At 63.4% G+C, this 18,612-nt stretch carries 11 protein-coding genes and 3 pseudogenes; 11 read left to right on the top strand and 3 right to left on the bottom strand.

All coding sequences use genetic code 11. From position 1 onward, the window contains the following. Positions 1–13 precede the first annotated feature (13 nt). The 3 genes from K369_RS07620 to K369_RS07610 all read left to right on the top strand — a co-directional run bounded on the left by K369_RS07620 (position 14) and on the right by K369_RS07610 (position 5,473). A complete protein-coding gene (locus K369_RS07620; protein ID WP_036289671.1) occupies positions 14–3,238 on the top strand; it encodes an efflux RND transporter permease subunit in 3,225 nt (1,074 codons plus the stop codon). Continuing rightward, entirely contained in the window at positions 3,235–4,635 is a 1,401-nt protein-coding gene (locus K369_RS07615) for a TolC family outer membrane protein (protein ID WP_036289669.1), read from the top strand. Before K369_RS07620 ends, K369_RS07615 begins: the two co-directional genes overlap by 4 nt. Before the next feature lie 142 nt (positions 4,636–4,777). Then, complete coding sequence (locus K369_RS07610; RefSeq protein WP_036289667.1) at positions 4,778–5,473, top strand: VIT1/CCC1 transporter family protein; 696 nt, start codon at positions 4,778–4,780, stop codon at positions 5,471–5,473. Between the two features lie 121 nt (positions 5,474–5,594). Here K369_RS07610 and K369_RS07605 read toward each other — a convergent pair whose 3' ends face one another. Next, positions 5,595–6,113, bottom strand: coding sequence for an isoprenylcysteine carboxylmethyltransferase family protein (locus K369_RS07605; protein WP_198033069.1), 519 nt, complete (start codon positions 6,111–6,113; stop codon positions 5,595–5,597). A 594-nt stretch (positions 6,114–6,707) separates the two neighbouring features. Between K369_RS07605 and K369_RS27105 the strand changes: the two genes are divergently transcribed. From K369_RS27105 to K369_RS07580, 6 genes and pseudogenes are all read left to right on the top strand, one after another. Next, positions 6,708–6,944, top strand: a complete 237-nt coding sequence (locus K369_RS27105) for a hypothetical protein (RefSeq protein ID WP_036289663.1) — start codon at positions 6,708–6,710, stop codon at positions 6,942–6,944. A 175-nt stretch (positions 6,945–7,119) separates the two neighbouring features. After that, complete coding sequence (locus K369_RS07595; protein ID WP_036289661.1) at positions 7,120–8,763, top strand: NRAMP family divalent metal transporter; 1,644 nt, start codon at positions 7,120–7,122, stop codon at positions 8,761–8,763. Positions 8,764–8,778: 15 nt separating this feature from the next. Further along, positions 8,779–9,834, top strand: a complete 1,056-nt coding sequence (locus tag K369_RS07590; RefSeq protein ID WP_036290320.1) for a DMT family transporter — start codon at positions 8,779–8,781, stop codon at positions 9,832–9,834. Positions 9,835–9,894: 60 nt separating this feature from the next. After that, a pseudogene (locus tag K369_RS07585) lies at positions 9,895–12,186 on the top strand (heavy metal translocating P-type ATPase); the annotation flags it as partial. 201 nt (positions 12,187–12,387) lie between these two features. After that, positions 12,388–13,170 carry an efflux RND transporter periplasmic adaptor subunit gene (locus K369_RS27615; RefSeq protein WP_245278150.1) on the top strand — a complete coding sequence of 261 codons (783 nt, stop codon included), beginning with the start codon at positions 12,388–12,390 and terminating at the stop codon, positions 13,168–13,170. Between the two features lie 135 nt (positions 13,171–13,305). Next, positions 13,306–14,046, top strand: a complete 741-nt coding sequence (locus tag K369_RS07580) for a hypothetical protein (RefSeq protein ID WP_036289660.1) — start codon at positions 13,306–13,308, stop codon at positions 14,044–14,046. 17 nt (positions 14,047–14,063) lie between these two features. Here K369_RS07580 and K369_RS25445 read toward each other — a convergent pair whose 3' ends face one another. Continuing rightward, positions 14,064–14,372 (bottom strand): hypothetical protein, encoded by a 309-nt coding sequence (locus K369_RS25445; RefSeq protein WP_371033303.1) that lies wholly within the window; start codon positions 14,370–14,372, stop codon positions 14,064–14,066. Positions 14,373–14,646: 274 nt separating this feature from the next. Here K369_RS25445 and K369_RS28205 point away from each other — a divergent pair. Both K369_RS28205 and K369_RS07570 read left to right on the top strand, forming a co-directional pair. Further along, positions 14,647–14,826, top strand: a pseudogene (locus K369_RS28205) (hypothetical protein); the annotation flags it as partial. A 23-nt stretch (positions 14,827–14,849) separates the two neighbouring features. Further along, on the top strand, positions 14,850–15,338 hold the full coding sequence (locus K369_RS07570) for an ISAs1 family transposase (protein ID WP_051949136.1): 489 nt from the start codon (positions 14,850–14,852) through the stop codon (positions 15,336–15,338). Positions 15,339–15,474: 136 nt separating this feature from the next. Here K369_RS07570 and K369_RS07565 read toward each other — a convergent pair. After that, a pseudogene (locus K369_RS07565) lies at positions 15,475–18,612 on the bottom strand (efflux RND transporter permease subunit).

Raw genomic sequence — 18,612 nt, 5'->3', positions numbered from 1 at the left:
TGACGAGTCGGATATGATCAAGTCGATCATTTCATTTTCTGTTCAACGACCTTGGGTCGTCGTCCTGGTCGCGGCGCTCTCCTGCCTCACAGGAGCCTGGTCGCTCACCCGCCTTCCGATCGACGCCGTTCCGGACATCACGAACAACCAGGTTCAAATCAACGCATCGGCTCCGTCATTGTCGCCGAATGAGATGGAAAAGCAGGTTACGTTTCCGATCGAGAATGCGCTCGCGGGAATTCCAGGACTTGAATATACGCGCTCGCTGTCGCGCAATGGCTTCGCGCAAGTGACCGCGGTATTCGGCGACAAGGTGGATATCTATTTCGCGCGTCAGCAAGTTTCGGAACGCTTGCTCCAGGCGCAAGGCGACTTTCCGAGCGGTGTGGACGTCCGAACGGGACCCGTCGCGACGGGTCTCAGCGAAATCTATATGTGGAGCGTCACATTCACGGACCGCCGCTCCGCCTCGAGCGTGAATTCTGGACGGGCCGGTCGGCAGACGGACGGATCATTCGTCACGCCGGAAGGGGAAACGCTGCGGAGCGATCTCGAGCAGATGGCCTATCTGCGCACCGTCCAGGACTGGATCATTCGACCGCAATTGAAACTCGTGCCGGGCGTTGCTGGCGTCGACTCGCTCGGCGGATATGTGAAGACCTACGGCGTTCACCCCGATCCCGCGAAGCTCTACGCCCTCGGCCTCTCCTTCACCGATCTCGCTGCGATCATCGACCGCAACAATGTGAGCAGAGGAGCGGGTTACGTCGAAGACAATGGCGAAGGCTATGTCATTCGCAGCCGTGGGCGGCTGGAGAGCTTCGCGGACATTCTCGCCGTTCCGGTGACGACCCGAGGCGGCGTGCCGGTGCGAGTCGAGGATATCGCGCAAGTCGGGGTCGGGCGAGAGCTGCGCACGGGCAGCGCGAGCATGGACGGAAAAGAAGTCGTCATCGGAACCGCGCTGATGCTGATCGGCGGAAACAGCCGGACCGTATCGGCGGCAATCGACGCCAGGATGCAGGAGATCAACAAGTCTCTGCCTCCGGGAATCGAGGCGCGGCCGATCCTGAATCGGACCGTCTTGGTCGACGCCACCATCCAGACAGTCGCCAAAAATCTAGCGGAAGGCGCGCTTCTGGTCATTATCGTTCTCTTCGCCTTGCTCGGCAATTTTCGAGCGGCGCTGATCACCGCCTTGGTGATTCCGATCACCATGATGCTGCTGATAACGGCGATGGTGGAGGGTCATATCAGCGCCAATCTGATGAGCCTCGGCGCGCTCGACTTCGGGCTGATCGCCGATGGCGCGGTCATTATAGCCGAAAACAGTCTGCGACGCCTCGTGGAACGGCGGCACATGATCGGACGCGATCTGCTGCTGGGCGAGCGCTCGAGCACGATCATCGCGTCGGCGGAGGAAATGATCAAGCCGACGGTCTATGGGCAAGGCATCATCATTCTCGTCTATCTACCTTTGCTGACATTCTCCGGAGTGGAAGGCAAAATGTTCCAGCCCATGGCGTCGACCGTCATAATCGCGCTGGCCTCCGCATTCGTTCTCTCTTTGACCTTCGTGCCGGCGATGATTTCGATCCTGATTTCCGGGCGGATCGAAGAGACGGAGAATGTGATCGTCGGAAGCTTGAAGAAGCTCTATCGCCCTTTGCTCGACCGCGCGACGGCGAGACCGGCTCCGACCATAGGCGTCGCGGTCGCCATCTTCGTCGGCTCGCTCTTTCTCTTCGCCGGACTGGGCCAGGAATTCATCCCGACGCTGGACGAGAAAAATCTCGCTATGCAAGCCTATCGCATTCCGAGCACGTCGCTTTCGCAGTCACAGGCCATGCAGCTGCGCGTCGAGAAAGCTCTGCTCGACGTTCCGGAGGTCGCCTATGTCTTCTCCAAGACGGGCACGGCCGAAGCCGCGACAGATCCGATGCCGCCCAATCTGACGGACACATATATCATGTTGAAGCCTCAGGCGGATTGGCCGGATCCCCATTTGCCCAAACCGGAGCTGATCGGACGAATCCAATCGAGGCTGGACGTCCTCATCGGCAATTCCTTCGAATTTTCGCAGCCGATCCAGAATCGCTTCAACGAATTGCTGGCCGGCGTGCGCGGCGATATCGCCGTCAAGACATTCGGGGAAGACTTCGACATCATGCTGAAAACCGCCAATCAGATCGCCGCGATCCTGAGAGAAATCGACGGCGCCAAGGACGTCAAGGTCGAGCAGGTCGGAGGCCTTCCGTTTCGTGAGATCAATGTCGACAAGCGGGAAATCGCGCGATTGGGGCTGAGTCTCGCAGAAGTGCAGGACGTCATCGGCGTCGCCGTCGGCGGCCAGCGCGCTGGGGTGGTCTTCGAGGGCGATCGCCGTTTTCCGATTTTGGTGCGTCTCGAAGACAGCCTGCGCGAGAACATGCGCGCCATCGAAAATATCCCTATCTCGCTGCCATCCGATCGCGGCGATCGGCCGCAGACGATTCAACTCAAGCAAGTCGCCTCGATTTCCTTCATCGAAGGGCAAAATCAGATTTCACGAGAAAATGGCAAACGGAGAGTGGTCGTCACCGCGAATGTGCGCGGTCGCGACATCGCGTCCGTCGTGAATGAAGCGCAGCAGAAGATCGGCGACAAAGTGCATGTTCCTCCAGGATATTGGATCACTTGGGGAGGGCAATTCCAAAATCTCGTCGAAGCGCGTCAACGATTGATGATCGTCGTTCCGATCTGCTTTTTCATGATCCTCTTGCTGCTGTTCTCGGCGCTCGGCGCGTTGTGGGACGCGGTGCTGGTGTTCAGCGCCGTGCCTCTGGCGCTTTCTGGGGGCATCGCCGCTTTGTGGCTTCGAGATATGCCGATGTCCGTCTCTGCGGCAGTCGGATTCATCGCGCTGTCGGGCGTCGCCGTTTTGAATGGACTCGTCATGCGAACCTATATTCGTCAGCTGATCGATCTCGGGCGACCGGTCCGCGCGGCCATCAAGGAAGGAGCCATGACGAGGCTTCGGCCCGTGGCCATGACCGCCTTCGTCGCCTCCCTCGGGTTCGTTCCAATGGCGCTCGCCACTGGAACGGGAGCCGAAGTGCAGAAGCCGATCGCGACGGTTGTGATCGGCGGATTGATCAGCGCCACACTGCTGACATTGCTAGTTCTTCCAGCGCTCTACACGCTATTCGAAGGCGTTGCGACGAGGAAGCGCGAGATCGAAGAGGCGGCTTTCAGATGACCCGCCTCTGCGTCGCACTTTGCGTGCTGCTGGAAGCGACGACCGTTCACGCTGAAACTCTGAACGGCGCATTGGCGGCGGCTTATCGATCGAATCCAATTCTCCATTCGGGCCGGGCCGGCGTACGAGCGGAGGACGAAAATGTTCCTCGGGCGCGCGCCCAAATGCGGCCGCGTGTCGGCCTCGACTCCTATCTCGGAGTCCAGCAACGGAGATCGGTTTCGAGCGCGATCGACGTGAACAACGGCAATGTCTGGGATCCGAGTTACGTCCAGAGCATTCAGGCCGGACGTTCTTTGCCCCGTTCGGCGATGTTGAGCGTCGAGCAGCCGCTATTCGACGGGTTCAAGGCGACCCATTCGACCCATGCCGCAGAAGCGGGCGCATTCGCCGCTCGCCAGCGTCTGCGGTTCACGGAGCAACGCGTTCTGCTCGACGGCGTGGTCGCTTATACGAACGTGTTGCGAGATACCGCGGCTCTCGGTCTCCATCGGAACAATGTGGCGGTGCTCGACGAGCAATTGCGCCAAACGAGAGAGCGCGCGGCTGCCGGCCAGATCACTGTAACCGATATCGCACAAGCCGAGGCGCGGTTGGCCTCTGGTCGATCACAAGCGGCGCTCTCTCGCGCGACGCTCGACGCCAGTATCGCTGCCTATAGGCAAGTGATCGGGAGTGAGCCCAAAGAGCTCGCCCCGGCGAGATCCGCCGATCGCTTGTTGCCGAAGTCGCTCGCGGAAGCGGAGCGTGCGGCGCAGAGCGAGCATCCACTCGTTCTCGCCGCCGCGCATGATGCCGATGTGGCCGATCTCGCGATCAGGATTGCTGAAGCGGAATTCTTGCCCAGCGTCTCGATGGTCGCGAATGTCTTCACGCAATCCGATGTCGATGGGCGGAGCAACCGAGCCGTCGGCGCGCAAGTGCTCGGTCGCCTGTCGGTTCCAATTTACACAGGCGGCGCGACCTCCGCTCGGGTCCGTCAAGCGAAGGAGAGCGCCGGACAGAAGCGGTTCGACGTCGATGTAGCGCGCGCGGAGCTGACGGCGTCGATGCGTTCGAACTGGGGCGCTCTACAATCTGCGTCAGCTCAGATCGTCGCGGCTCGCGCGCAGATCGCAGCGGCGGAACGCGCTCTATTCGGCGTCCGGGAGGAGGCGAAGGCAGGCATGCGAACCACGCTCGATATTCTCAACGCCCAGCGGGAATTGCTGAGCGCACGTATCGGACTCGTTGTCGCCCAGAGGGATCGCGTCGTGGCTTCATATGCGGTTCTCGCGGCCGCGGGCCGGCTGTCCGCTGGCTCCCTCGCTTTGACCGTCGAAGAATACGACCCCGGAACCCATTTCGGAGAAGTCGACGACAAGTGGTCCGATCGCTTCCTATTCAATGGTCGGTAAATCCAGTTCGGCCGACTGACAAGAGTCCGCGGCGCTCGATCGCGCCCTCGCTCTCTCGACGCGACATCCTCTGCGGTCGCCGTTGATCTGCTGTCACAATCGCTCCTTACTCCACGCTGGCGCTGTCTCGGGAACTCGAACGATGCCTATAACGCCCCATGTTGAAAAGCACTTCACCGCCACAGAAATGGTTCGCGACGTCGTGATCGGCATGTCCGACGGCTTGACGGTGCCTTTCGCTCTCGCCGCAGGCCTGTCGGCCGCAGTCGCGAGCACCGACGTGATCGTGACCGCCGGCCTCGCCGAAATCGCCGCAGGGGCCATCGCAATGGGTCTCGGAGGCTTTCTCGCCGCGCGGACCGATGCTCAACACTACGCGTCCGAGGCGGCGCGGGAAGGTCGAGAGATCGACCTCATGCGCGACCATGAAATTCACGAGATCGAGCAGCTTCTCGAAGGTTACGGCCTCACCGGCGATCCGCTGAAATCGCTTGTCGCCGCCATATCGGCCGACAAGGAACGGTGGATCGATTTCATGATGCGCTTCGAGCTCGGGCTGGAGAAGCCGGATCCGCGACGTGCGCTGGCGAGCGCGCTGACCATCGGCTTCGCCTATGTTGTCGGCGGCCTCACGCCACTCATTCCCTACATGACCACCGACAGCGTCGACACCGCGCTTTTGAGGTCCGTTCTCGCCACTGGCGTGGCGTTGCTGGCGTTCGGCGCGGCAAAAGGGCATTTCACCGGCGTCGATCGAGTGCGCGCTGCAATTCAGACACTCGCAGTGGGAGGACTTGCAGCCTCGGCGGCCTTCGGGCTGGCTCGCGCATTCGGGTAACGAGAGACGATGATCTCTCCTGGTTCGGCCGCCGACATCGTCCCCGGACCTTACCGCGTCGATCTCTCTTCTCGGCAATGGCGGCAACGCTTGTCTCCCGCTCTCGATCGTGAGCGAAAGGTTAGTAAACGCCGGGGATCAGCCTCGCGGTGCGACCCGCATACTCCTGGTATGATGGGAATGCTTCTTCGAGCACGCGTTCTTCAAAATTCATGCGCGGCAATTGCATGGCGATCGATAGCAGCGTCAAGCACAGCGCCCACGGCTGCTGATATCGAAACATGATGCCGATCAGAGCCAATAGTTTTCCCGTGTAGAGCGGATGACGCACGAATCTATACGGTCCTTCCGTCACCAGAGCGCGAGCTTGCGGAAGAATGCTGAAGCTGCGGCCGAGCCAAATGGTCGCCGCGATCGAAACGAGCGTTCCGAGGAGAACCAAGCCGACCGAAGCAACCTTCGTCGAAGGTGACAAATCGACCGGCGGGACGGCGACTATGAAGCTCGGCAAGAGAAAGCCCGCCGCGCCGGCCAATTTCGGCAGAACGCCTTTCGCGGTCCGCAGAGACGGAGGCCGCAGAAAGATCCCGCATATTATGAGACCAAGAAGCACGATATTGGCCGCGAGCGAGAAGTTCACGATCAGTCCCTCGGACGCGCCCATCATCTGGGACGAGCCATAAATGCCGAGGGAGAACCATGCGACCACAGGGCTCGTGAAAATGAGATCGAGCAGCTTCGCATTTATGTATGATCGTGTCGCTCGACCCCGCCAATCCGCTCGAAGTAATTTCGCCGTTTGGAAACGCTCGGCCGTATCGGCTTAGCGGATCGATCTCCGCTTGTCGACGTGACCTTATCCGGCGAGTGAACAGGAGCGTTTCCAGAGAGCGGCATCGGCGCGCACTCCTTCGGGCTTCCCGCTTCATCGATTGGTAATCGCTATCGCCTATCCTGCGATTTGTGCTTGACAACCACAGCTTCGGGACCGATATCGCCCTCGGATGGCCGGGCTTCGCCCCTACCGTCGACTCCGACAACCCAAGAAAGAAACATGGGCAGTAGCCGCTTCGGCGCCGCGCCCGCAGCCTCGTCTGCGCTCGCGACGCCACTCGACATCGAAACCATCCGCGGTCTCGGAGACCGCGTGAGAGGCGTCGCGAGGGCCTAGAGGCTCCCGCCTGCCGCTCATGCTCCGGGCCGTGGATCACAACGGCCAAAAAGGAGATGAGCGATGAACAAGCTCACCGCAATCGCATGCGCGCGTCCGTTCGCTCGGAGCGCGGATTCTTTCCGCGCCGAGGCGCGGATCGTCGCGTTTCGCCGCCAGGCGCGCCGCGCGCCTCATTGCGTCTGGAGGCTCGACGCCGCCTCGGGGCGGCTTCTGTGCGTATGGACCGACGAGGCGGAGGCCGATACTCGCCTCGCGCAGGACAATGGCGAGCCACCCCCTTCACGGCTCGCCGCTTGACTGGAGAGAGCGATTGAACCCCGGCCCAACCAGGCCCGCCGGCGAGCGCGAGCTCGACCCGGCGGGCGCTTCGAAATCCATTCCGATCCGAATTTGCCCGGGCGCGAGAGCGCGAGCGGTCCAGAGGGCGTGAGCTTTCGGGAAGGCTCGCCCTCCGCCGGAGAAAAGGCGAGCCATGACGCGGCATTTCAACCCGACCGAAGCCACAAAGAGCGCCGTTCTCGACGAGGCCCATATCGGCTATATTCGCGGCGCACTGGGCACGATCCATCACGCCGATCACGGCCCGCGCATCGGCTTCAAACGCCGCCTCCAGACGCTTTTCGCCATTCTCGGTCCCGGCCTCATCGTCATGGTGGGCGACAATGACGCGGGCGCCTTCGGAACTTACACTCAGGCGGGCCAGAACTATGGCACGAGCCTGCTGTGGACGCTGCTGCTGCTCGTTCCGGTTCTCTACGTCAATCAGGAGATGGTGTTGCGCCTCGGCGCCGTCACCGGCGTCGGACACGCAAGGCTCATCGTCGAGCGCTTCGGAAAATTCTGGGGCGCCTTCAGCGTCATCGATCTCTTCCTGCTCAATGCGCTGACCATCGTCACCGAATTCATCGGCATATCCCTCGCGTTCTCCTATCTCGGCGTCTCGCGGGAGCTCGGCGTGGCGCTGTCGGCCGTCATCATCATGGCGGCGGTCGGCACGGGCGACTTCCGGCGCTTCGAGCGCTTCGCTCTGATGCTCTGCGCAGGCAGCCTCGTTCTCATTCCGATCTTCGTGATGATTCACCCGCCGATGGCGGAGGTCGCCCGCGACATGTTCCTTGTGCAGCTTCCGAAGGACGGCAAGCTCAGCGAAGTGATGCTGCTGGTCATAGCGATCGTCGGCACCACCATCGCGCCCTGGCAGCTCTTCTTCCAGCAGAGCTATGTCATCGACAAGCGCATCACGCCGCGCTTCATTCGTTATGAGCGCGTCGACCTCTGGCTCGGCATAGCGCTCGTCGTCATCGGCGCGGCGGCGATGATGGCCTTCACGGCGGCGGCCTTCGCCGGACGTCCGGAAGCTGGAAGCTTCACCGACGCCGGCGGCGTGGCGGAAGGCTTGGGGCGATACGCCGGGCGCCTGCCGGGCATATTATTCGCTCTGGCGCTGATCGACGCGAGCGTCATCGGCGCCGCGGCTGTGTCGCTGTCCACGGCCTATGCGCTCGGCGATGTGTTGTCGCTGAAGCATTCGCTGCATCGCAAGCCGTCCGACGCCAAGGGCTTCTACGGCGTTTATTTCGCGCTCATCGTCGTTTCGGCGGGGCTCGTGCTGACCCCCGGCGCGCCGCTCGGCCTGCTGACCAACGCCGTGCAGACGCTCGCCGGCGTCCTGCTGCCGAGCGCGACCGTGTTTCTGCTGCTTCTCTGCAATGACGAGGCGGTCCTCGGCCCCTGGGTCAATGGCTGGGGCATGAATCTCTTCACCGGCGCGATCGTCGCGGTTCTCGTGATGCTGTCGATCATATTGACCGCTTCCGTCTTGTTCCCGGAACAGACGAGCGAGACCGTCATTTCCTCTATCCTCGTCGGCGGCTCGGCTCTGGCGGCGGCGATCGCTCTCGGGACGGGCAGTCTCCGCACGGGACGGCGATCGAAAGCGCATGGCGCGATCGGCCGTCACGCCCGCGATAGCTGGCGCATGCCGCCGCTGCATGCGCTGCCGCCGGCGAAGCTCTCGATGTCGAGTCGCATATGGATGAGCGTGCTACGCTGCTATCTTCTGCTCGCCGGAGGGCTCGTCCTGGCGCGCATCGTCACGCTCGCTGTCACACACTGAATGTCTGCGCCGAACATGAAATCGAAAGCCATATCCTATGCGCTGCTCTCGGCGGCTCTGTTCGGGATCTCGACGCCAGCCGCCAAGCTGCTCCTCGCGGACATAGATCAGCGCATCCTCGCCGGCCTGCTCTATTGCGGCGCCGGCGTCGGAGTCGCCCTGCTGCGCCGTCTCCCCTATCGACTCGGCTTCGCCATCCGCGCAGAAGAGGCGACGCTTACTGGATCGGATTGGCCGTGGATGGGAGCGGCGACGCTGGCGGGCGGCGTCGCCGGCCCATTGCTGCTGATGTTCGGCCTCGCGCATGCGGAAGCCGCGACGGCCTCATTGCTGCTCACGCTCGAGGGCGTCTTCACCGCGGCCATAGCATGGTTCGTGTTTCGCGAGCCTTTCGATCGGCGCATCGCCCTCGGCATGGCCCTCATCGTCGCTGGATCGCTCTGCCTCGCCTGGTCGGGAGCGCCTAGCCTCTCCGGCGCGCTCGGGCCTGTCGCGATCGCTGCGGCCTGCCTCGCCTGGGCCGTCGACAACAACCTCACACGTCGTGTCTCGCTCTCCGATCCGCTGCAAATCGTCGAGATCAAGGGAATGGTCGCCGGCGCGGTCAATCTCGGGATCGGACTATTCGCCGGCGCTTCTCTACCCTCCATCCCGCTGATCGGCGCGGCGAGCGTCGTCGGCTTCCTCGGCTATGGCCTCAGCCTGGGGCTGTTCGTGCTGGCCCTCCGCCATCTCGGCGCGGCGCGCACGGGCGCCTATTTCTCTACGGCTCCCTTTCTCGGCGCCGCGGTCTCCGTCGTGGCGCTCGGCGAGCCCTTGACGATGGAACTCGCCGCCGGAGCGGCGCTGATGGGCGCGGGCGTATGGCTGCATCTTACCGAAAGCCACGAGCACGAGCATTCGCACGAAGCCGTCGAACATTCGCATTCGCATGTTCATGACGAACATCACCGGCACGGAGACCACTCCGATCATGAGAACGGCCAGCCGCACATACATTGGCACGCGCACGAGCCGCTGCTGCACGCGCATCCTCATATGCCCGACACGCATCACCGACACGATCATTGACCGAAGACCGAACCTCGTCGCCTCTTCTCGCGCGTCGATAGCGTCGAGAGCGGAACGAGGATGAGTCCGACGGCAAAAGGACGAATCTGGCGCCGGATGCTGATCCTGCTCGCCTCCGCCGCTCTCGCGGCGGGGCTTTGCGCCGCCTTTTTCGGTCGCCCGGATCTGGCCAGATGGATTTGGGCGGCGGGAACGGTTCCGGTCGCCGCGAGCCTCGCTGTCTCGATCGCCCGTGATTTGCTCGCCGGGCGAGCCGGCGTCGACGTGATCGCGCTTCTCTCCATGTCGGCGGCGCTGGCGCTCGGCGAAGCTCTGGCGGCGGTGATCGTCGCTGTGATGTACGCCGGCGGCAGCGTCATCGAAGATCTGGCTGTCGGTCGCGCCGAACGCGACCTGAAAGCGCTGATCGATCGCGCGCCGCGCATCGCTCATCGCCGGATCGACGACAGGATCGAGGACGTCCCGATCGAGAATGTCGCAGTCGGGGATCGCCTTCTGGTCCGAGCCGGCGAGGTGGTGCCGACGGATGGCCGGATCGTCGGAGCGAATGCGCTGCTCGACGAGTCGGCGGTGACAGGCGAGCCGCTTCCGGTCGTGAGACGCAATGGAGAAGCGGCCTCGAGCGGGACGGTCAACGCCGGCGAGACATTCGAGATGGAGGCGACCGCCGCGCCGGGCGACAGCGCCTATGCCGGGATCGTCGAGCTCGCGACCGCCGCGCAGACAGCGAAAGCTCCATTCATCAGAATGGCGGATCGCTATGCGCTGCTGTTCTTGCCCGTGGCCCTGCTGGCGGCGGGAGCCGCCTGGGCGCTTTCGCAGGATCCTATTCGCGGCTTGGCGGTGCTGGTGGCCGCCACGCCCTGTCCTTTGATTCTCGCGGCGCCGGCGGCTTTCGTCGCAGGCGCCTCGCGGGCCGCGCGACGCGGCGTCCTGATCAAAGGCGGCGGACCGCTGGAGGCGCTCGCGCGAACGCATACGGTGATGTTCGACAAGACCGGCACGCTCACGGTCGGCGGCGCGCGCCTCGTCGCGATAGAAACGGGGCCGGACCATGACGCAAACGAAGCCTTGCGGCTCGCCGCATCGCTCGAGCAGGCGTCCCATCATGTCGTCGCCGCCGCCATCGTCGCCGCGGCGTCGGAGAGAGGCCTCTCACTGCACATTCCCACCGAAGTCCGCGAGACGTTCGGAACCGGGATCGAGGGAAAGGTCGACGGGCGCGACATCCGTGTCGGCGCGCTGCAATTCGTTCAAGGCGACGAAGAGCTCGAGGATTGGGCCGCCCGCGCCGCCCGCCGCGCCTCCTGGCGCTCCGCGCTCACCGTCTTCGTCTCGTCGAACGGGCGCCTCATCGCCGTCCTCCTTCTCGCCGACGAGCTCCGGCGCGAAACGCCGCGCGCGATTCAAGCGCTGCGCGATGCGGGCGTCGGTCGAATCGTCATGGTCACAGGCGATCGCGCCGACGCCGCCGAAACGATCGGCGCGGCGCTCGATCTCGACGCGGTCCTCGCCGACCGAATCCCGTCCGACAAGGTCGACGCCGTCGCGATCGAGCGACGCCTGCATCCGACGCTGATGATCGGCGACGGAATCAATGACGCCCCTGCCCTCGCCGCAGCGGATGTCGGCGTCGCCATGGGCGCGCGCGGCGCGAGCGCGTCATCCGAGGCTGCGGATGTCGTCATTCTCGTCGATCGGCTGGACCGCGTCTCGGAGGCGGTGGCGATCGCGCGCCGAACCCGCCTCATCGCGCTGCAGAGCATCATCGCCGGAATGACTCTGTCCTTCGCGACGATGGGAGCGGCGGCCTTCGGCTGGATCGGCCCGGTGGGCGGCGCGCTGATACAAGAGGCGATCGACATCGCCGTCATCCTCAACGCTCTGCGCGCGCTCGGCGGCGGCTCGACCTTCCTTCGGCGTCCTCTGCCGGAGACGGCGACGCGGGCGTTGCGCGAAGATCACGAGAAGATCGAGCAGAGCCTCGATCGCCTGCGGCAGATCGCCGATGCGTTGGACGCGGCCTCACCGCGACGCGCATCCGAATATATAGACGAAGCCGATCGTCTGGTCGCCGACGTCATATTGGTGCACGAGCGCGACGACGAGAGCGACATTTATCCACGCATCTCGCATTATCTTCCGAGCGGGCAAGGGCTCGGCGCCATGAGCCGGGCGCATCGAGAGATCCGCCATCAGGCGAGGCTGCTGGCGCGCCTCGCCGAGGGACTGCGCTCGCACGAGCCCGACAAATATCTGATCCGCGACGCGCAGCGGATCATCGAAGCGATCGAGACTCTCGTTCGAGTCCATAATGCGCAGGAGGAGGACGTCTATGAGCAGGCCGCGTCGGAACTCGGCGGAAGCGGATCACTACGAAAGCCGCAGACGCGCAAATCCGAAGCGGCTGCCGCTTTTGATCGCGCCATAGGTTCGGCGTCTCGCGCAAGGGCCGTTGGACGAACTGCTTTCGCGACGCTGGCGGCTCTCGCAATCCTCCTGGGAGGCGGATGGCTCTACTTCCGATGGGAGCGCAATGCGCCGCGAGATGGGGTGACGGCCACAGGCGTCATCGAGGCGACGAACGCCACGCCGATCTCCACACGCCTATCGGGGACCATTCGAGCAGTTTATTGTGACGTCGGGACAAAGGTGACGGCAGGCCAGGTTTGCGCCGAGATCGATCCGCAGCCTTACCGCGCCGCCGTCGAGCAAGCAAAAGCCGATCTCGCTCTCGCCGACGCCCGCCGCGAAACAACCAGAGCCGCCCTCGCCCGGATAGAAAAGCGGCTCGAGCGCCAACGAGCCGAGGCGGATCATGGAGCCTTGTCGAAAAAGACGCTCGCCCGATCCGAGGTCGCTCTTTCCCGCGCGCGAGCGCGAGCGGATCAGGAAGAAGCCTCGCGCGCTCTGCGCCGAGCTCGGTTGAGCGAAGCGGAAGAGCGTTTGGCGCAGACTGCCGTGGCTGTGACAGTCGACGGGACGGTGATCGCGCGCGAGGCGAAAGCGGGCGTCACGATCGAAGCGCGAGATAAGCCTGCGCAACTGTTCACGATCGCGACCGATCTCAGCGTCGTCGAGATCGTCGTCACGATACATTCGAGCGAGCTACGGCAACCGAAGATCGGCAGTCGGGTCACTTTCAGCGTCGTGTCTCTGCCGGGGCGCGCATTCTCGGGAATCATCGAGCGAGTTTCACGTTCGACCCCGGATACCGACCACGCTTCGACGTATCAGGTCGTCATAAAGGCGTTCAATCCCGATCTGTTGTTGCGACCGGGCATGGTCGCGACGCTCATGATCCATGATTTCGCCGCCGTAATGACGCCCAGGTGACTGCGTATCGACGACTGCTCGGATCCGCTCGCGTTCCGCCGGAATCATTAGACTTCCGACGCCGCCGTCTAGAACGCCGCGGCAATTCGAGCAGAGCGCGCTGCCGGAGCGGCCTCCGAACGAACGGAAATACTCATGAAAAAAATCAAGTTCCGGATGAGCGGCGACGATCTCGCGCCCCGCCGCACGCGCATGGAAATCCCCGGCTGGGCGGGGCAGCCGGAGAAGCGCACGGATGGCTCGCATGAGCACGCTTGGCACTGCGTGCCATTTTCTGAATACGCCAAATATGGCGTCGAAATTTTCTACCCCTACGAGAACGAGCTGCGCGTCTCGAAGAAGGACGGCCGGCTGATGCTCGATGGCGACTTCGGCGCTCCGCCGAGTCCCGGCCGCAGCTGGCCGCCCTTTCGCGATTTTGGGGGCAGCTTCTACACCTACCAGCTCCTGCTCGATCTCAAGCCCGAGCCCGGCTATGCGATCAAGGTCGAGACTCATCCGAGCTTTTATACCGACAGCGCCGGCGCCGCGCCGATCGCAGTGCCGGCCATCATCCGGGAATGGTGGCCGATGATCTATTTTCTCGTCTTCAAATCGCCGATGGAAGGACAAACGCATATCTTCCGAACTGGCGCGCCGATGGCTCAGTTCACCATGATTCCGGCGGAAAGCGATATAGAGCTCGAGCCGATGAGCTTCGACGAGGCGGCCGAACGTGAATTGCAATCGCGACGCATCCATGCGAGCCGAGAGACGCTCGGCGTCGACTCGCAATGGCTATCGACGAGCGACACGGTTTTCGACGGCACCTATCGCCATATGCATGGCGCGGCGCGTTCGGCCGAGGAGAAGCAGAAAAAGCCGCGTCGTGAATGACGGTGCGGCTTGTGTTCTTACCAGCGCCCATCATTCCAGTGGTGGTGATGATGGTGGTGGTGATAGCGCGGCGGGCCGTAGTAGCCCCAGCCGCCCCAACCCCAGCCATGATGATGGTGGTGGTGGTGGTGGTGATGATGATGATGGCGCCACCGTCGGTACGGATAGTAGGTGTAGCCGTGACCGTCGTAGTAAGGATTGCCATAATATTGCGCCATCTGGATGCGCGGCTCGGATTGTGTCGCCTTCCGCGCCTCGGCCTCCTGCAGGAGCGCCGCAGCATTCGGGATCGGTTGCAGAAGCTCCGCATAGGAACGGGGTGACATCACTTGCTCGAGTGTTCTCGCGTCGGCAGCGGGCGCCGCAGCGAGCGGCAACGCCGAAATTACGCCGACCAGCCCGACGGTCTTCTTGTCCATGAACATTCTCCCCAGCGTTACGGTCACGCGATTCTCGCTACTCCATCGTGCGGACTTGCTCGACCCGGCGACGATATGAGCCAGCATCGCGCTCCGCAGATGAACGGCTCGTGAATCTCCAAGCCGTACACATGTGAGACGCAGCGGCGCGATCATCGCGGCCCGATTTCCGCGACACGACATGGTTTGCCCGAGTAATGCTCGCTACGTCGAATGTGACATGGCTCACCACCTGCCGAGTCATGCAGCTCCCGCGCCGGAACGACGCCCGCGGTCGCCGCCGCGGAACTATTTCTCGATCATCGACGACCCGCGCGAGCCCTGGCGCGTCGCGCATCCATTGCGCGAGGCGCTGCTGCTCGTCGTCTGCGCCTCCATGGCCGATTGCGATCATTTCGACGCCATCGGCGTCATCGCCGAGGTCGACTGGCTGAACGGGGCGAGCGACGCTTTCCAGGCGCGCTGCGCCTGCCGAACGCCGCGACGATCATCCGCGTCAAATCGCTGGCCGAGCTTGCCGACCGCGGCCGCTTCGAGACGCGCTATTACATCTCCTCGGCCCGGCTCGCGGCGAAGCGGGCGGCAGAGGCCGTGCGCGGCCACTGGGGCATCGAAAACCAGCTGCATTGGGTTCTCGACGTCGTCTTCGCCGAGGACCAATCGCGCCTGCGCAAGAGCCACGGCGCGCGGAACATGGCCGTCGTCAGGCATTTCGCCGTCAATATGATCCGCACGGCGCCAGAGCCCGAGAACAAGCCCATGAAACCGCAACGAAAGGCCACAAAGCCCACACGCACCAGCATCAAGCGCAGAAAAATCGCCAGCTGGCGCGAGGATTATCTCGCCATAGCCTTGGGAGCCTCACCCCGTTAACCCGGATTCGGAGCCCTGCGACGTCTCGTCGGCAGCGATGATATCGACTTCGAGCGCCTCTCCAGGGCGGTCTATGTCAGTGAGAGTTATTCGCCTTTCCATGATAATTGCTCCCGAAACAATCTTTGAAACACGATCAACGCCAATCGTATGGCTGGCTCGATAACGTCAGCTCTTGTTTGGCGGGGCGTGACAACGACAGGGTGGCGACGAACAGCAGGGGAACGAAGAAGATGGCGAGGGCCGTCGCCGCGATCATGCCGCCCATGACGCCGACGCCGATCGCGTTTTGCGCGGCCGATCCGGCGCCGCTAGCGAAAGCGAGCGGCGCGACTCCGAGGATGAAGGCGAAGGAGGTCATGACGATCGGGCGCAGCCGCTGGCGCGCCGCGAGCAGCGTCGCCTCGATCACATCCATTCCCGCCCTTTGGTGGTCGAGCGCGAATTCGACGATCAAGATTGCGTTCTTGGCGACGAGCCCGATCGTCGTCAGCAGGCCGACCTTGAAATAGACGTCATTGGCCTGTCCGAACATCAGCGCCGCGCCGAGCGCGCCGAGCACGCCGATCGGCGCGCACAGCATGACGGCGAGAGGGACCGTCAAGCTCTCATAGAGCGCGGCAAGGCATAGGAAAACGACGAGGACGGAGATCGCATAGAGTGCAGCGGCCTGATTGCCCGAGAGCCGCTCCTGCCGCGACAGGCTGGTCCACTCATGGGAAAATCCGGGCGGCAAGCCGGCGACGAGACGATCGATCTCCGTCATCGCGTCGCCGGAGCTGGCGCCGCTTCCGGCCTCGCCCTGGATCTGAACGGCGGGCGATCCGTTGTAACGTTCGAGGCGGGGCGAGCCGAACGTCCAGCGGCCGGACGCGAAGGACGAGAAAGGCGCCATCTCGCCCGAAGCAGCCCGGACATGCCAGCGGTCGAGATCGTCGGGCTGCATTCGAAAATCGGCCGCCGATTGCAAATAGACCTTCTTGACGCGGCCACGATCGATGAAGTCGTTCACATAGGCGCCGCCCCAGGCCGTCGACAAAGTGGCGTTGACGGTCGCGAGATCGATCCCGAGAGCGCTCGCTTTTTCCTGATAGACATCGATCGCAAATTGCGGCGTGTCGTCCTGGCCGTTCGGCCGCACGCCGTTCAAGAGCCTGCTTCGCGCGGCGTCTGCGAGCAAATGGTCTCGCGCGGCCAAGAGCTTTTCGTGGCCGGCGCCGGTCATATCTTCGAGATAGAAATCGAAGCCGCTGCTCGTGCCCAATCCCTCGATCGCCGGGGGCGCCAGCACGAAGACCTGCGCGTCGCGAATGCCGGTGAGCGCGGCCGTCGCGCGCTCCGTCACCGCGGTCGCCGACAGGTCGGACGCCTTGCGTTCCGAAAAGTCGCGCAAGCCGACGAACGCCATGCCGACATTCTGGCCGAGGCCGCTGAAGGCGAAGCCCCTCACTGTCATGACGCCATCGACGGCCTTGCTCTCCTGATCGAGGAAATAGCGAGTCACGCGATCGAGCGCACGTTCCGTGCGGTCGCTGGTCGCGCCGACAGGCAGCTGCACGCTGACCATCAGATAGCCCTGATCCTCCTGCGGCAGAAACGAGCTCGGCAAGCGCGTGAACAGCGCGGCGACCGCGATCGTCATCACGGCGAGAGCGGCAAATCCACCTCTCGGGCGCCGCAGAACAGCGGCCGCGCCGTCTCGATAGGCGTCGGCGCCGCGTTCCATGTTGCGATCGAACCAGCGGAACAAGCCGGCCTTCTCCGCGCCCGGCTTCGGCGGACGCAGAAGCGCCGCGCAGAGCGCCGGCGTCAGGATCAGCGCGACGCCGACCGACAGCGTCATGGCCGAAACGATTGTGACAGAGAACTGGCGATAGATGACGCCGACCGAGCCGCCGAAGAACGCCATCGGCACGAAGACCGCGGACAAGACCGTCGTAATGCCGACGAGCGCGCCGGTGATCTCGCTCATGGATTTGACCGTCGCCTCGCGCGGCGACAGGCCTTCCTCATGCATGATGCGCTCGACATTCTCGACCACGACGATGGCGTCGTCGACCAGGAGTCCGATCGCCAGCACCATAGCGAACATGGTGAGCGTGTTGATCGAATATCCCGCGACCGCCAGAACGCCGAAAGTTCCGAGCAGCACCACCGGCACGGCGAGCGTCGGAATGAGCGTGGCGCGAATATTGTGCAAAAAGGCCAGCATGACGAGAAAGACGAGTGCGATCGCCTCGATCAGCGTGTGCGTCACCTGCTCGATCGAGATTTTGACGAAAGGCGTCGTGTCGTAGGGATAGACGACCTTCACGCCTTCGGGGAAAGTCGGCGCGAGCCGATCGATCGCCGCCTTGATCGCCGCGGCCGTGCGGACCGCATTCGCGCCCGTCGCCAGATTAATGGCGAGGCCGGTCGCCGACGCGCCATTGTAGGTGGAGGCGCTGACATAATCCTCGGCGCCGAGCTCGACGGTCGCGACATCGCCGATGCGAACCAGCGATCCATCGGCAGCGCTTTTCACGATAACGTCGCGGAACTGCTCCGGCGTCTGCAGGCGGCTCTGCGCGGTGACGGTGGCGTTGAGCTACTGCCCTCTGCGCGCCGGCAGACCGCCGAGCTGTCCTGCCGACACTTGCGCGTTCTGCGCCTGAATCGCGCTCGCGACATCGCTCGGGTTCAGCGCATATCCGGCGAGCCTGTCCGGATCGAGCCAAATGCGCATCGCATAACCGGCGCCGAAGAGCTGCGTGTTGCCGACGCCTTCGACCCGTTTCAGCGTGTCATTGAGCGCGCTCTTGACGTAATCCGACAGATCCGTGCCGGTCATCTTGCCGTCGGTCGAGACGAAGCCGACGACCATCAGAAAGGCGCTCGACGATTTGGTGACGGTGAGGCCATTGGACTGGACCGTGGTCGGCAGCAGCGCTGTGACGAGCTGCAGCTTGTTCTGCACCTGCATTTGCGCCACATCCGGATTGGCGGCGTTGGTGAAGGTGAGGGTGATGTCGGCCTGGCCGGTCGATGTCGACGTCGAGGTCATGTAGTCGAGATGGTCGAGGCCGGTCATGCCCTGCTCGATGATCTTGGTGACCGAATTCTCGACCGTCTGCGCATCGGCGCCGGGATAGGTGGCGGTGATCTGGATCGTCGGCGGCGCGATCTCCGGATATTGCGAGACTGGCAGGCCGATGAGCGCCAGCAGGCCGCCGAGCATGACGACGATCGCGATCACGCAGGCGAAGATCGGACGGACGATAAAAAATGTGGAGAT

The organism is Methylosinus sp. PW1 (assembly GCF_000745215.1).
Lineage (GTDB): Bacteria > Pseudomonadota > Alphaproteobacteria > Rhizobiales > Beijerinckiaceae > Methylosinus.
The sequence above is the reverse complement of the archived record's forward strand: the minus strand, read 5'-3'. Positions and strand labels throughout refer to the sequence as shown.

What these genes read in the sequence shown, in the direction of transcription:
- K369_RS25445 (WP_371033303.1), bottom strand. Translation starts at nt 14,372, where the DNA reads ATGTCACCCCGTTCCTATGCGGAGCTTCTGCAACCGATCCCGAATGCT.
- K369_RS07580 (WP_036289660.1), top strand. Translation starts at nt 13,306, where the DNA reads ATGAAAAAAATCAAGTTCCGGATGAGCGGCGACGATCTCGCGCCCCGC.
- K369_RS27105 (WP_036289663.1), top strand. Translation starts at nt 6,708, where the DNA reads ATGAACAAGCTCACCGCAATCGCATGCGCGCGTCCGTTCGCTCGGAGC.
- K369_RS07590 (WP_036290320.1), top strand. Translation starts at nt 8,779, where the DNA reads ATGAAATCGAAAGCCATATCCTATGCGCTGCTCTCGGCGGCTCTGTTC.
- K369_RS07610 (WP_036289667.1), top strand. Translation starts at nt 4,778, where the DNA reads ATGCCTATAACGCCCCATGTTGAAAAGCACTTCACCGCCACAGAAATG.
- K369_RS07620 (WP_036289671.1), top strand. Translation starts at nt 14, where the DNA reads ATGATCAAGTCGATCATTTCATTTTCTGTTCAACGACCTTGGGTCGTC.
- K369_RS07615 (WP_036289669.1), top strand. Translation starts at nt 3,235, where the DNA reads ATGACCCGCCTCTGCGTCGCACTTTGCGTGCTGCTGGAAGCGACGACC.
- K369_RS07595 (WP_036289661.1), top strand. Translation starts at nt 7,120, where the DNA reads ATGACGCGGCATTTCAACCCGACCGAAGCCACAAAGAGCGCCGTTCTC.